At 65.6% G+C, this 14,288-nt stretch carries 12 protein-coding genes and 1 pseudogene; 7 read left to right on the plus strand and 6 right to left on the minus strand.

All coding sequences use genetic code 11. The features are described 5' to 3' along the window. Nucleotides 1–126 precede the first annotated feature (126 nt). Nucleotides 127–609 carry a hypothetical protein gene (locus ACFYXB_RS08345; protein ID WP_389579141.1) on the minus strand — a complete coding sequence of 161 codons (483 nt, stop codon included), beginning with the start codon at nucleotides 607–609 and terminating at the stop codon, nucleotides 127–129. 335 nt (nucleotides 610–944) lie between these two features. Between ACFYXB_RS08345 and ACFYXB_RS08350 the strand changes: the two genes are divergently transcribed. After that, complete coding sequence (locus ACFYXB_RS08350) at nucleotides 945–1,547, plus strand: TetR/AcrR family transcriptional regulator (protein ID WP_389579143.1); 603 nt, start codon at nucleotides 945–947, stop codon at nucleotides 1,545–1,547. Nucleotides 1,548–2,335: 788 nt separating this feature from the next. On the opposite strand, the gene ACFYXB_RS08355 is transcribed toward ACFYXB_RS08350, so the two are convergent. Continuing rightward, complete coding sequence (locus tag ACFYXB_RS08355) at nucleotides 2,336–3,736, minus strand: M24 family metallopeptidase (RefSeq protein WP_389579540.1); 1,401 nt, start codon at nucleotides 3,734–3,736, stop codon at nucleotides 2,336–2,338. A gap of 1,248 nt (nucleotides 3,737–4,984) precedes the next feature. Here ACFYXB_RS08355 and ACFYXB_RS08360 point away from each other — a divergent pair. From ACFYXB_RS08360 to ACFYXB_RS08370, 3 genes and pseudogenes are all read left to right on the plus strand, one after another. After that, nucleotides 4,985–5,515, plus strand: a pseudogene (locus ACFYXB_RS08360) (hypothetical protein); the annotation flags it as partial. Nucleotides 5,516–5,520: 5 nt separating this feature from the next. Beyond that, nucleotides 5,521–6,105, plus strand: a complete 585-nt coding sequence (locus ACFYXB_RS08365) for a carboxymuconolactone decarboxylase family protein (RefSeq protein WP_389579145.1) — start codon at nucleotides 5,521–5,523, stop codon at nucleotides 6,103–6,105. An 842-nt stretch (nucleotides 6,106–6,947) separates the two neighbouring features. Continuing rightward, nucleotides 6,948–8,366: an FAD-binding oxidoreductase gene (locus tag ACFYXB_RS08370; protein WP_389579148.1), complete on the plus strand. Its 1,419-nt coding sequence runs from the start codon at nucleotides 6,948–6,950 to the stop codon at nucleotides 8,364–8,366. Between the two features lie 270 nt (nucleotides 8,367–8,636). Here ACFYXB_RS08370 and ACFYXB_RS08375 read toward each other — a convergent pair whose 3' ends face one another. The 3 genes from ACFYXB_RS08375 to ACFYXB_RS08385 form a co-directional block, all read right to left on the minus strand. Next, the gene (locus tag ACFYXB_RS08375; protein ID WP_389579151.1) at nucleotides 8,637–8,819 is read right to left on the minus strand and encodes a hypothetical protein; all 183 of its coding nucleotides are present in this window, start codon (nucleotides 8,817–8,819) and stop codon (nucleotides 8,637–8,639) included. 1,149 nt (nucleotides 8,820–9,968) lie between these two features. Next, complete coding sequence (locus tag ACFYXB_RS08380) at nucleotides 9,969–10,271, minus strand: hypothetical protein (RefSeq protein ID WP_388507228.1); 303 nt, start codon at nucleotides 10,269–10,271, stop codon at nucleotides 9,969–9,971. A gap of 546 nt (nucleotides 10,272–10,817) precedes the next feature. Further along, the gene (locus tag ACFYXB_RS08385; protein ID WP_389579154.1) at nucleotides 10,818–11,306 is read right to left on the minus strand and encodes a flavin reductase family protein; all 489 of its coding nucleotides are present in this window, start codon (nucleotides 11,304–11,306) and stop codon (nucleotides 10,818–10,820) included. 692 nt (nucleotides 11,307–11,998) lie between these two features. Between ACFYXB_RS08385 and ACFYXB_RS08390 the strand changes: the two genes are divergently transcribed. The 3 genes from ACFYXB_RS08390 to ACFYXB_RS08400 all read left to right on the plus strand — a co-directional run bounded on the left by ACFYXB_RS08390 (nucleotide 11,999) and on the right by ACFYXB_RS08400 (nucleotide 13,312). Further along, the gene (locus tag ACFYXB_RS08390) at nucleotides 11,999–12,274 is read left to right on the plus strand and encodes a hypothetical protein (RefSeq protein ID WP_389579158.1); all 276 of its coding nucleotides are present in this window, start codon (nucleotides 11,999–12,001) and stop codon (nucleotides 12,272–12,274) included. Between the two features lie 175 nt (nucleotides 12,275–12,449). After that, nucleotides 12,450–12,932 carry a MarR family winged helix-turn-helix transcriptional regulator gene (locus ACFYXB_RS08395; protein ID WP_389579160.1) on the plus strand — a complete coding sequence of 161 codons (483 nt, stop codon included), beginning with the start codon at nucleotides 12,450–12,452 and terminating at the stop codon, nucleotides 12,930–12,932. Between the two features lie 17 nt (nucleotides 12,933–12,949). Beyond that, the gene (locus tag ACFYXB_RS08400; protein WP_389579162.1) at nucleotides 12,950–13,312 is read left to right on the plus strand and encodes a transposase; all 363 of its coding nucleotides are present in this window, start codon (nucleotides 12,950–12,952) and stop codon (nucleotides 13,310–13,312) included. A gap of 250 nt (nucleotides 13,313–13,562) precedes the next feature. Here ACFYXB_RS08400 and ACFYXB_RS08405 read toward each other — a convergent pair whose 3' ends face one another. Continuing rightward, entirely contained in the window at nucleotides 13,563–14,210 is a 648-nt protein-coding gene (locus ACFYXB_RS08405; RefSeq protein ID WP_389579165.1) for a TetR/AcrR family transcriptional regulator, read from the minus strand. Between the last annotated feature and the right edge of the window lie 78 nt (nucleotides 14,211–14,288).

Consider the following 14,288-nt stretch of genomic DNA (forward strand, 5'->3'; position numbering starts at 1 on the left):
ACCGGCGTGGGCCGTCCGGTGCGGGCTGCGGTGCACCCTGGAGCACCCGACCTGAGCATCGGGCTCCAGCCGTGTCCATAGGGCCACATGCAGCCGACAGCCGTAGCTCACCGCGATCAGTCCAGCTCAGCCGGCCCAACTGGAACAAGCAGGCTGGTGGCTCGTCACGCCACCTCGGCCGGGTATTCGCCGCCCGGTGTGCCGGGACAGCCTGAAGTACAGATCGTCATCGACCTCGGCGCCGATGTCTTCGATGATCAGCGCACAGACAAGGTGCGGAGGGTGGGTAGCGAGGCGGTACGCATTGACGCCTCCCGCGAGCGTCGAAGCACGCTGTATCAGTGAGCCCAGATGATCGAGAACCCTGCCTGCGTCCTTTGCCAACTCGGCCACCAGGACTTGGGCGTCGTCCACTCGGGCGGCCGAACCATCCAGCCAACAGGAGGCCGCGCGCCGCATGCGGGGCACGTCCCGGTCGGCTGCCCACCGGCGCTCGCCGAGTCCGGCGGCAACGCCGGCAAGGTTGGTCAGCGCGCCGATCGCGGCCAGGTCCGCCAGCGCGTAGGCGGCCTGGAATCCGAGGACGAACTCGTGCGCCCCCTTGACCACAGCGCATCGATCGCGGCCGCATTACCTGATTACCTGCGGCGACGCCATCAGGCGCGTGCAGCACCACCCGCGGCGGGACGTCCAAGGCCGAACGGATCGCAGCGAAGGTTTGCGGGGGCCGGCAGCTGAACCCATCAGCAGCGATGTCGCTTGCCACGTCGACATCTGCCGACATGAAGGCCAAATGGATCGCCGTCCCGGAAGGGCCAAAGTGGGCCTCCGGCTACGGCTTGTAGCACAGCGCACACACACCACGAGCCGAGAAGGGTGAGGGCTGGACCGTCCGCATGCTAAGTTAACACGAAGATTCGTTTTTTACCGCGTAGGGTGGATGCATGCCGAAGGTCACGCAGGAGTACATGGAGGCCCGCCGCAAGCAGATCCTGGAGGCGGCTCGCCGCTGCTTCCTACGGGACGGATTCCATTCGACGTCGATGCAGGACCTGTTCGCCGAGTCGGGCCTCTCGGCGGGCGCGGTGTACCGGCATTTCGCCAGCAAGAACGAGATGATCACGGCGATCGTCGAAGAGAACATGCGTGACGTGCTCTCGGCGGTCCACAGCGTCGCCCAGCGCCGGCCCAGCAGCTCCGTCGGGAACTTCATGGCTGACGTCCTCGATATCGTCAAGGCCAAGACTGCCGAGCAGAACCTCGCCGGGCTGTCCGTACTGGCCTGGTCTGAATCCCTACGAAACCCGTCGTTGGCCAGGCAGTTCAACGACCTGCTTGCCCAGATGCGCTCCGCTCTCACCGAGGTTATGCGAGAGCACCAGCAAAGTGGCAGCCTCACGAGCGAGGTGTCTCCCGAGGCGATCGCCGCCGCGCTCTTCTGCACCCTGCCCGGCTACATTCTCCAGTTGGCCATGGGCGACTCCAAGGGGCTGGAGGAGGTTCCCGACGCCTTTCGAGCGCTCTGGCCCGATTCGGCCGCGTCCTGAAACTGGGTAGTGGCCACGGGCGCATGGTCCGCACCCGGCTGCCCCATAAAGACCATCGACACCTGCGCGTGCACGCGATCAGGACACCCACCAACCGGCACCAGTCACGAGGAGCCGCCCTGGGCGATGGATTCCACCTACACGCGAATGCCTGCCTACCACGGTGAGCAACGACCCCGGAAACACAATCCGCCCCAGGACCACTCAGCTGATCCGAGCCGCTGGTCGAATGCCTCTCGGAGCACCTGGGCCGCTCGTTCCGAGGACGTGGGTTTTCTCGGGGAGTATCAGCGATCAGGTTGCCGCCAGCCGCAGCCGCCCGTTGGGCGCCGGGCCGCAGACCGGCTGACTGCATGGTCGCCTCGCTGCCTCACACCGCACCAAAGGTGTCCGTCAAAATGGGAAAAGTTCACAGTCGCTACGAGCGTGAAGTGGTTCACGTCATTACGACCAACGACCTGTCAGGTAACGATCGCAATGTGCCGTCCTCCTCACACCTGGTGCGGTGAGGCCCGTCGCTTTGGCCGATAACACCGTCGTGTGTGTGCAGATGGCGGGCGACCGCGTCAGCGAACTCGTCGCCGACTCTCAGGTGATCGTGAGCTAAGGCTACGGCGGACGACCGTGCAACCTGATCCGCCCCCACCCGTCTCAATCGGAGGCGCTGGGGGCGGCCCACTTTGCCCTTGCAGGGGACCCCTCACGGACACGAGCACTGCCTCGCGGCAACCAAGAGTTTCCCGGAATCCGTGTCCACGTGGACCGACGGGATTGGGACAGCCCTCCGGTCAGAGGTCAGCAGAGTCGATCGAATGGCTGGACTGGTTCCTGGTAGCCGTGTTCATATGCGACTGGGAGTCGCGCTCGGTCGGCAGCGGTCCCGAGACAGTGAAGTAACGCTGGCCGGCGACGAGAAGATCCTCTGCAGGAAACTTGGTGATCACCTCGCACCCGTCCGAGGTCACCACGAGCTCTTCCTCGATCCGGGCCGCGCCCCAACCGTCCTTTGACGGCCAGTACGTCTCCAGCGCGAAGACCATGCCCTCTTCGAGTACCTCCGGGTGCTCAAGGGACACCAGGCGGGAGAACACCGGCTTCTCCCAGATTGACAGTCCGACACCGTGGCCGTACTGAAGCGCGAAGGCCGCTTCCTCGTCGGGGAAGCCGAACTCCGGCGCCGTTGGCCACACCGACACGATGTCGGCCGTTGTGGCTCCGGGTCGGACGAGGCTGATTGCTTCGTCCATGTACTCACGGCACCGCGTATAGGCGTCGCGTTGAGCGGAAGACGCACTGCCGACGGCAAAAGTGCGGTAGTAGCAGGTGCGATAGCCGTTGTAGCTGTGCAGAATGTCGAAGAACGCTGGATCCCCGGGCCGCACGATGCGGTCCGAGAAGACGTGGGGGTGTGGTGCACACCGCTCCCCGGAAATCGCATTCACGCCTTCGACGAACTCCGAGCCGAGGTCGTAGAGGGTCTTGGCCACCACACCCACGCACTCGTTCTCGCGCACACCTGGCCGGAGAAACTCGTAGAGGTTCTCGTAGGCAGCGTCGACCATTGAGCAAGCATGGGTGAGTAGAAGGATCTCGTCACGTGTCTTGATGCGTCGAGCCTCCAGGAACACCTGCTGGCCGTCGACCACCGTGATTCCCGCGTTCTGCAGGGCCATCAGGACCGGGAGCTCAATGACGTCGACGCCGAGCGGTTGGTCCAGGAGCCCGTAGAGCTCGAGCTCGCGCTTGATCTTCTGGGCGACCGAGTCCGCCATCCCGACCAGAGGGTTGATGGCGCCGCGCAACGTCGAGATGCCGGCGCGAGCGCCGCTCGGGTTGCGGACATCAGCTCCGTGGTGGGCTCCGTGCGGATCACCGTCCGAGTGGGCTTTCGAGTAGTCCAACCACGGGTTGTACAGCTGATGGTGCTTGGCGGCTGATCCAAAATCCCAGACGATCGGCTCGCCTCCCCTGACCAGCAGGGAGAACCGGATCATTTTGTCGATCGCCCAGGTGCCGATGTGGGTCGAGGACATGTAGCGGATGTTGGCGAAGTCGAAGGCGAGGACGGCACCGAGGTCGGACTGCTCCAACGACTCGCGGAGACGGGCCAGCCGCTCGTCGCGAAGCCTGCTCATGTCGACGCGGGTCTCCCAGTCGACCGTGTTCGGCCCGAACGTTGGAATCGCCATCACAACTCCTTTGCCTAGCGGACGGTCACGGGTAGTGGGGCTGCACGCGTGCGCCACCCACAGCCGTGCGTTCAGTATCACTTAACACTGGAGGGTGAGCGACGTCAACTCCCGCAGCGAGGTGGTTGGAAGCGGCCTTCTTGCTGGCTGGCAGTGGGGTGCCAGATGGAGATCAGCCTCTCGGTTCGCAAGGCACCGCTGTAGGCGACCACATGACACATGCCGCTCACCGATTCGTTCCTCTTGTTCAGGTGCAAGCGAAGGGCGGCGGAGTCGAAGCGGCTGGGCGAGAATGCACCCGCAAGCGGGTGAGGGCTGGAAGCAGCTCCCGGGTGATGTCACCGTCCGGCACGCAGAACCAGATCACCGTGCCCGATCTCAACGTCGCGGTCCGGTCCGTCGTCGACGTTCTGGGAGCCGACCTAGTGTCCTGAGTCGTTGGGTCAGTTCAGGTATCCGGCTAGGCCTTCAGAATCTCCTCCACGGGTTTCGTGCAGCGGAACCTCGGACAGGCGCCAGTCATGGCCGGGTGGCGGGTGTTTGGCAGGTGGAGATGTCGTAGCAAGTCAGGTGGACGTCCCACTCGGGCGGCACTTCGCGATCGATGCGAGCGAGGAACTTCTTGAACTCCGGTGCGGGTGCCGGCAGTGGCTCCGCCCGATCACCTCGCCGGTGGCAGTGTTCAGCGCGCCAAGCAGGGTGGTAACGCGACCGCGGACGTAGTTGTAGGTACGACGCGCGGGCGCCCCCCGGCATCATCTGCAGCACCGGCGCGGACCTGCCCGGGGTGGCGACATCCTGTTCGGCACCCCGGTTGCGCACTTCAGCATCACCCGGGACCGCGACGCCAGGGCCTGCGAGGACGTGTAGCGCCTTGCCCACCAGGTCGGCGTCGCACGCGCATCGTCGGTCAGCACCGACTCGACCCTCGACGCTCCGGCCGCATCATCCCGCCGTCACGCCGAACGCGCCGACCTACGCCGCGAAACAACGACTCAGGGCACCAGGTCGCCGCCAGCCAAGGCGCGCTTCGGGATCCATTCTGCCGCTTCCTTGGAGAGGTTTCCTGAGGAATGATTGAAATTGGATCCATTCTCTGTCACGGTAGTGGGGGGACAGAAGCCGGAGAGCCCCACGATGACGAGGCACTCCACACCGCTGGCCCGGTTGCGATCGCAGAGCTCTCAGACGACGTTCGTGCTCTCCTGCTGCGGACCTCGGTGAGATCTCCGGCCTCAACCGAGGCAGGGTCAGACCGCCGTGGCTCACACAATGCGTTTCACCCTGTCCGCGGACCATCGGCCCGTTGGCGGTGCGGTTGCGGCTCAGTGGATGGCGGAGCTCATCAATCCTCCTCGAGAACCCGCCGCAGACCGTGACTTGACGAGAGCGTTGAAGCACACAATGAGCTTGCCCAAGCAAGACCCTCAAGCGAAGACTCCCACTGTCGCCTGGAGCGTGGCACTGCGCGGTGCCGTAAGAGGCAGGGCAATGGCGCAGACCACCGTGGCTGCCCTGATAGTCGGGTCAATTCTGTTCATGGTCAACCTGTACTCGCCGGTCCGGGAAGGTCCGTTCACATGGGCGCTCACGGCTCGGATCGCACTTACCTTCCTCGTGCCGTGGTTCAACGCGACGATGGGCATCGCGATCGGCCTGCGGAAACCTCAACCTTTATCGCGTCATCAGACCGAGCCCGCAGATACGGCCACTCACCAAGAGTCTGCCCCACACTCACCTCGAGCCAGCCGCTTACAGGCAGGACCCGTTGAAAGGTAGTTCACATGTCGTTTGTGCCCCTGCTCACAGCCGACCAGTTCTCCTCGGTCGACCAATCCACTCTCACACAGGGGGTGGATGCTTACGGCCAGGTGCTGAACACCTGGGCGGCCATCGGGAACAGTCCCGGCTTGCTCGCCACATACCTGCCGTTCCTCAGGCAGCTCAACGGCCCAGGCGCGTTGGAGGAGCGCGTGAAGGAACTGGTGGCCGTACGCGTCGCCGTGCTCAACCACTGCCGCTATACAACTAGTCACCGATACACGTCTGCGCTGGCCAAGGGGGTGGGGCCCGACGACCTCGCGGCCATTGCGAAAGGTGAGCTCGAACGCTTCACCGAGCGGGAGCGGCTAGCTCTTCAGTTGGCTGAGGAGATGACGATCTCCCTTCCGACGGTCCCCGTGGGGCGTGGCACCACCGGCGTCTCTGCGAGTGTCCGCGACGACGTGCAGCGGGTGTTCGACGCAGCACAGCGTGTAGAACTCGTCATGTGTATCAGCATCTGGAATGCGTTGTCACGATTCCACCGTGTCATGGCCCTCGAACTCGACATGCCGGCGCCACCCGCACTTGTGGAAGACCAGCTCTGATACCGCGCGGGGCAGTGAGGTGCCGGCGGACTTCGAAAGCCGGCCCGGTGGTGGGCTGTGAAGATGGACTCCTAGCGGTCAGTTGATGTCGGTCGTTCACTGGTCTTGGCCGCGGGGACCCGGCCCAGGTCACGCCCGCGAACGCGATCCCCCTTGTCCTTCAGGGAGATCACTTCGGTGTTATGGGACGAGTCGGTCGATCACAGCGGCGACCGTATCGCCGCCGAAAACCTTGCCCTGGCGTCCGAGGGGCCTGCTGCTGGTTACGATCAGGGAAGCGCGTTCGTACTGATCTTTCAGCTGAGTTGTCGGTCTGGCGAGAGTCCGGTTTCTGCGACGCATCCGTCGATGAGGTGAGCTCGTCGTTGGATGCGCCGCATGCAGCTCCGGACAGCTTGGACGAGGTGGTCGCGTCGGGCCGGAGTTACGACCACATACCCCCGAACCGGGCTGAGGTCGGGCGCGCGAAGACGGACGGTTGCACGATGGTGAGCCAGTCGTGCTCGGCCGCGTACCGCCGCAATTGGCTCCAGCGATGTGCTGCCTTTCAGCGCCCCGGTCGGGGGCGGTGCGCCGTCATCGAGACGGCGGCTTCGTCCTCGAAGAGCAGCCATGCCCCGAGCGCCGCCGTGGTGGCTGTGCCCGGGGCCAGGTCTCCTTCGCCCGTCAGGCCACCGCCGCATCGTCCTGCTCGACGGCCCGCCGTTAGGGCTGCTGGCACGATCGCCCTGCCGCCGCAGGAGCTCTTACACCCCGGAAACCACAACGACACCCCCAGGTGGTCCGCGGCAGCAGCATGCATGTCCAGTCCGTTTGTACATCCCTGCCACAGGAGATCCCCCATGAGCGTGTCTACAGAACCCTTCACCTACTCCGATTTCCCCACCGATTTCCGCGGCGTGGTGCTGCGGCCTGGCGATGACCAGTACGACGCGGCGCGTGCGCTATACCAGGGCCGTGCCGCCGACGAGGGCCCCGCGCTGATCGCGCAGTGCACCGAGGAGGAGGACGTCGCGACCGTCCTGCGCTACGCCTCCGCACACGCCATCCCGGTGGCCGTGCGCAGCGGTGGGCATGGTTCGGACGGCTATGCGATGCCCGGTGGCGCGCTCGTCATTGATCTCTCGGCGATGAAGACGGTCACCGTCGACCCTGAGACGCGGGTGGTACGGGCCCAACCGGGTGTCCAGCTCGGTGAGATGGACGCCGCCGCGCAGCGGCACGGCCTGGCCGTACCCGCCGGGACGGTGAGCAGCACCGGCATTGCCGGGCTGACACTGGGCGGCGGCATCGGCTTTCTGATGCGCCGCTACGGTGCCACCGTCGACAATCTGCTCGCCTGCGACATGATCACCGTGGACGGCCGCAAGGTCCGCGCCGACGAGACCAAAAACTCCGAGTTGTTCTGGGCGCTGCGCGGCGGGGGCGGCAACTTCGGCGTCGTCACCTCACTCGAGTACCGCGCACACCCGGTTGGCCCCGACGTCGTTGCAGGACAGCTGATCTTTCCGTTCGGCCAGGCCGCCGACGTCCTCGAAAAGCTCTCGGCGCACCTGGCCACAGCCCCGCGAGAGCTGGGCCTGCTGGTCGCCATCGCTCCTGCTCCCCCTCTGGCGATGCTGCCCAAGGAGGTGCACGGGAAGCCGGCGCTGATTCTCGTCGTGGTCTACACCGGGGATCCCACCACGGCCCATGAGGTCGTCAAGCCGCTCGCCGCGCTCGGCCAACCGCTCGCCAACCTGGTCGCGAAGACCACGTGGGTGAAGGCGAACAGCATGCTCGATGCCGTCGCCCCCTACGGCATGCGTATGAACCTGCGTGGTGGGTACCTGCCGACACTGTCCGCCGACGCCATCGACGTGCTGCTGGAGAGCGTCGCCACCATGCCGTCGAACCCCGGCGCCCTCTACTCGATCAACATCTCGTTCATGGGCGGCGCGATCTCCGAGGATATAGGCGAGGACGCCATGGCCTTCTCCCGTGAGGGAGCCGCCTGGCTGTGGGAAGCCATCACCAAGTGGGACGCACCCGAGTACGACGCGCAGTACGACGAATGGGCGACCACCCTCACCGAGGCGATGCAGCCGCACGCACTGACGAACGGCTACGCCAACCTCACCGACGACCTGGGCGACGAGTGGCGGCGCGGATTGCACGGTAGCGAGGCCAAGCACCAGCTCCTGCGTTCGATCAAGGCCGCCTGGGACCCCCACAACCTGCTCCGCTTCAACAAGAACATCACCCCTGAGCCCACCGACTGACCGCACACCGGCGGAGCGGCACACGAGCGGCCGGGTGCGTCGCTCCGCCCTCGCCCCGTACCGACGGGGCAAATTCCGGAGCCTGGCAGCAACTTGACCGTAAACCTCCGAGCGGAGTTGGGTTCGGACGGCGACGACAGCCGGCCACCGGTCGGCCTGCTCGGGGCGAGTCTGTCTCAACCGCCAGAAGGTATGTTCAATACCGAACCTCCTGAGGAAGATCCGCAACAGGAGGTCGACACCACGGGCGGTGGCGTCGGGGCCGCTGTGTCACAGACACAGCGGGTGGGGCTCGCGGTTGCCCGGTAGACGCACCACGGCGAGGCAGACCAATGTGCCTTCGATGACGGGCAGTTCGCCGTCGTACTCGCTCCACCCGCCTTGGCGGCGGTCCGACTTGGCGTGCAGGCGCCCGAGCAGCGGGCGGTGACGGAGCCGAAGCGCCCATGACATGGGTGAAGTCCGGGTGGTTGGCGGGGGCGGATAGGCTGAACTCCTCGTCGTGCCGAGGCCGGCGGCCGGGCCGGGGTCGGACCCTCGCGGCGACCGCCCTGGGCGCGCGTTACCCGGTCGGAGCGGACCCGGCCGAGCAGCCACGCCGGCTCCTCGCGCAAGAGCCACGTCAGGCGTACGACGTCGTAGCCGGGGTCCAGGACGAACAACACCTAGTGCCACTGTCCGGCTTCACGCAGGCGGACCAGCGGGCGCTGATCCGGGCGAAAGGCTTCCCCGGCATCGCCACCAGATGCGAGAAGACCGTCACCTCCTACGAAGCGGCGGTCACACTCGCATCGTTCCTGCTCTGGGCAAGATCCGTTTGAAGACGGACCCTGGAACGAAAGCCGGAAGGTACGTTTCCTCAACCAGGTGGTCGAGGAATTTCAGTGCGTCGTGCCGGAATCGTACGACGAGGTCGCAGGGACCCGTGGCAGGAGTGCCCGGGCTGCTCGCAGTGCAGGAGGCAGCGGAGCGAGGGTCTCCGTCTTGCCGTCGTCGACGGCGCAGACGCTTCGGCCTATGAAGGCTTCATCGCTGGTCATGTACCCCGCACACCGCTTTCGCGAGGGACGCCAAGTGCGGGAGGGCGCTCGGCCCATGTCTGGTTCCTTCGGAGTGCAGTGTCGGGCCGGCCGTGCCGTCTCGCTTTGGTAAGCCTCACGTCCTGCGGGCGTTCGGATGCTGCCCGTCCGCAGTGTCGGCCGCGCGCGGAAGTGGTGAGTGCCGACGGGCGTGGGATGCCGCGGGCCGAAGAGGCGGGGCGGTGGAGGGTCGGACCATAGCGTTCTCTGGAACCGAGATGCCGATTCGTGTTCTCCCGACGCCGCGGAAGGTCCGCGAAGGAGCGGACCCGGGCGCCGAGTTCGCAGCAAGGAGGGCCTTGCTGAAGCCTGTGCGGCGGTCTCGCCCGCTCTTGACGGCCGTGTCCTGCGCTCGCACAGCAAGGAGATCACCACCGCCACCAGCATGGACGCCGGCAGTCACTCCCGAGCGGCCTTGAGGCGTGCCTTCGATGACGGTCGGTCGCACTGTCCTGCGAGAGGGTGGCCCTCGGTGTGGGGCAGGCAGTCTTGTCGCCAGTGGCGCAGGGCGATGTGGAATTTGTCAGCGGACGGGTACGAACAGGATCAACTGGTCCTTGATCCAGGGGTCGACTATGGCCACTAGCTGGGCAGCCCTGGGATCGAACACCGCCAGCTGGTCCGCGACCCAAGGATCGGTGTGCCAGTGTGTGGTGGAGTGCCGGCTCGGGTGGTGGCTGGTGTCGGCCATGGTGGTTGGGGCAGGAGTGTGCCCGGCTGTCTGAGCGGTGGCCGCCGTCGCGAAGCCGCCAGTGGCCACGAGGGCGCCTGCGACTAGAACGGCGGAAACGCCGGTGGTCGCGATCCGCCGCATCAACTTCTTCATGATTTTTTCCTCCTCGCAGAGTCCATCGCCTGGGTCTGCGATTGGTGGCGCTGCCGCTTAGCGTGCGGACACAGTCGAGAATCGAACCAACTGGTTGGCGTGAGTCACGCCAGGCCCTCGCCAACATTCGGCCAGCTACCCAGCGTCCTGTGACCCTGGCGTGGAGCCATCGCCGTCTCGCGGTTTGCACGGCACCTACGTCGCTTCGTCCTGTTCCGCGAACGGCCATTCCGTTTTGCGTTCCCCCATCATGAGGGATCGATCGGTCCGATGTCAAGACGAACATTCGTTTTCTTTAGAGGGTTCATGCCGAAACTCACAGAGGAGTACCTCGTCGACCGGCGCTGACGCATCCTGGGAGGCCCGCCCCTGCCGGAAACCTCGCCCGCCCAGGCCTGTTCATACTCGTCGAGGAGGCTGCCGAGTCGATCACGCCAACGAGCGCAGCCCCGACGCCCACGTCTCGCCTCGTAAGAGCTCAACGTGGGCGCGGTGGGGTCGGTCACGGACCCCACCGCGGTCTCCTTGGGACCGCTGCCACCAGGACTAGTTCGAAGACCTGAGAGTGCCGAAACCTCCCGCGAAGTGGACCAGCGGTCGGCAATCCACCTTGTATGCGCAATAGCGGACGTCCCCCACGAAGATCGTGTGGTCGCCGCCGGGGAGCGCCTCGGCGACGTCGCACACGACAGCCGCGATGGCGTCCTTCAATACCGGCACACCGTGGTCGTCGAAGGTCTCGACGCCGGCGAACTTGTCTTGTTTGGAGACGGCAAAGTTCCGCGCCAGGGACTCGCTGTCCTCGCCGAGGATGTTGACAGCGAAGCGGCCGTGCGCCGCGATCGCGGTCCGCGTATACAGCTGGTTGCTGATGCACACGAGCAGCTGGAGCGGGTCCAGGGAGAGGGCGGACACGGCGCTCGCCGTCATGCCAATGGGCGTGCTTCCAGAGCACGTGGTAATTACGCTGACGCCCGTGACGAGCCGACTCATCGTGGCTCGGAAATCGACGGTCGTGTCGAGGGTTTCTGTCATCGGAGGGCCTCCGTGAAGGTGTGTCTGGGCCCTGGTGCCTTGGTGAATCGTGCGACGTCGGCTGTTAATGCCGAGGAAATCGCGTCCTACACCGAGCGCCAACACGGTCTGCCCGCCCATCGACGCAGTCGGTCGACCAGCCGTCTCGGGTCCGCGGACGGCTGCACTCCGAGCTCCTTCATGACGCGCAGGCAGCCTCGGTACAAGTCCAGTTCATCGTCCGAGTCGGCTGCCTCCGCAGCGAACGGGGCGAGCCGTCAGGCCTGTTCCCAGTAGGGATCGCTGTCCCGCAGACACCCGCGAGCCGACGGGCCTCCCGGACGCGGCTGAGGTGCTGCGCCACGGTCGCAGCGTCCACGCGGTCCTGCAGGAGTGCGGCCTCAAGTTCGGCTCGCCTGGCGTCGAACCAGTATGTCGAGAAGGTGTCGAAGGAGAAACCACGTTCGGCGATGGCCACGACGGACTGAAGCCTGTCCCACCGGTGCTCGCCGTCCTGACGTCCGGCTCCGCCGCCAGTGGCTGTAAAGCGCCTGAGGCGCTTACGACGGCGGACGCTGGTGTCAGCCGGGCACTCGAGCCACCCGTGACAGATCGTGATCCGGGCACAGGGCCAGTTTTGCCTCAAGGGGCAGGCTGAGGAGCGTCTTGTTCCCCGGGTTGCGTGGAGGTCGTGAATACCGTCGATGCGGGCCGTGCTCGAGCGCCGTGAGAAGGCTGCGGCGGTGCGAGTGGAGGAACTGCGTGCCGAATTCGAGCATGTGCGGGCAGCTCTTGCGGAAGGGGAAGAGGTACGCGAGTTGTTTCCAGCGTTTGTGGCCGGCGAGGGCGTGTTCGACGGTGTTGCGGTCGGAGGAGTGCCGGTGGCGGTCGCGTTCCCCGCGTTCATGGGTGCTGCCAGAGCACTCTTGTTCAGTTTTCTGGGTGGTGTGATCGCCTGCGCGGGATCGTCGCGTGTCAGGCCGAGGTAGCCGTCGTCCGGCATGACCTCCACGTTGGGGAGCGCGGGAAGCAGACGGCGATGCCTTCGTAGCACGCGGCGGTGGCGGGCGGCAGCCGACGCGCGTCTCAACCTTGATCGCATTCGGCCTATGTGGAGGCAGCCCAACCGTTCCAGCTCAATACGCGGCTAGCTAATATGCCCTCGTGATCGTCGACGTTCCTCACCAAACCAGCGCATCGTGTGCGGCCGACCACCCCGGGGATGCCTCGGCTTTCGCTCTCGCCTTGCTGCTGCGCCGGGCGCGCTGGCGCGCTGCCTCGGCGATGAGGGAAGCGCTTCGCCCGCTCGGCATAGAGTTGCGGCACTTTGCCGTGCTGATCGTGCTGATCGATCGCGGACCCACGATACAGCGGGACTTGGCGGCGGCGACGGGGTCGGACAAGGCGGGAATCATGCGGGTCGTGGACGACCTGGAGCGTAAGGGGCTCGCTGTTCGCAAGACGGTCATGGGGGACCGGCGGGTGCGTGTAGTGGAGATCACGCCTGAGGGCATCGAGCTTTTCGACGAAGCGCATGAGGCGGCATCAGTGGCGGAGCGGCTGGTTGCCGAACTCGGGCCCGGCGAGCCCGAGCAACTGATGGATCTGCTGACTCGGTTTGCCTGTCCCACAGGCCGTCAGACGTAAGCGCACGCGGGTGCCGGTTGCCTGCCGCGCAGTCCGATTGGCGGGGGCAGGCCCGCCTGGTCCTGGACGCGATCTTCTACCTGGTCCGCGGCGGGATCGCCTTGCGGGCCCTGCCGGCCGACTTCCCGCCGCACCAGACCGTCTACGCCCTGTTCCGCCGGTGGACCCACGCGCGGGCGTGGTACCGGATCTACGCAGCGCTGCGTGAACGTGCGCGTCTGGCCGACGGGCGTGGACCGGTGCCGACCGCGGCCGTGATCGGCTCCCGGACCGTCCGCGCCGCCGACACCGCCCCGACCGCCAGCAGCGGGTTCAACGGCGAGAAGAAGACATCCGATGCGGAAGAACTGTCAAGCGGCCTCGGCGAGTTGAGTGTCTGATGGGGTTGGGAAGGCGACTGCTTCGTTGTAGTGGAAGCGGTGGGTGAGGCAGTGGTGGAGGCAGCCGAGCATGCGGTTGAAGCAATGCCACGAAGTCAGGGCTGGCCCTGCGTCGTCAAGGACTGTCGGTGCATGGGTAGTTCGGGGCACGTAAGACGGGATCCTCTGGTAGGAGGAAAGCCGACCAAGACTTCTTCCGTTCAGAGGATCCCGTTGTCGAGCCAATCTGCCACCCGCACCCTCACGCGCACTACGACCGTTGCAGGTCGGTGGCGGTTTGTTTGTTGTGGGGTTTGGTGTTGTCGGGGTGGGGCCACAGGGCGTGTAGGGCATCGGTGATGCCGGGTTGTGCGTGGGGTCCGAGTAGGGCGAGTTGGAGGATGTAGCCGGGCAGGATGCTGACGAGGACGTCTGCGAGGGCTGTTGCCGGTACGTGGGGGGGCAGGTGTCCGGTGTGTTGGTGGTCGCGCACGATGTCGGCGATCTCGGTTCTGGTTTGTGTCAGCATGCGTCTGTACTGGGGGCGCAGGTGGGGGTTTCGTAGTGCTTCGGCCCAGACCTGGACGCTGAGTTGGGCCAGGCCTTGGTGTTCGGTCTTGGTGTCGACGAGTGTGGTTGCTGCTGCGAGGGCGGCGCCCAGGGCTCCTCCGTTGTGGGCGTGGGTCACTGTCCTGATCATGGCGGTGACTTCGCGGATGTTGTCTTCGGCTATGGCGAGGATCATTTCGTCCTTGCTGGCGAAGTAGCGGTAGACGGCTCCTGAGGACAGGCCTGATTCGGCGAAGATGTCCTGCATCGAGGTGGTCTGGAAGCCGCCGTTGCGCAGGAAGCAGCGGTGGGCGGCGTCCAGGATGTGCCGGCGGCGGTCGGCGAGGTATTGCTCTGTGACTTTGGGCATGAGGCGATGCTACAAGAAAAACGAATGTTCGTCTTGACATCGCGTTGATCGGCGCCTCAGGATGGGCGCACAAAACAG

The sequence above is a fragment of the Streptomyces sp. NPDC002619 genome (genome assembly GCF_042889305.1).
Taxonomy (GTDB): Bacteria; Actinomycetota; Actinomycetes; order Streptomycetales; family Streptomycetaceae; genus Streptomyces.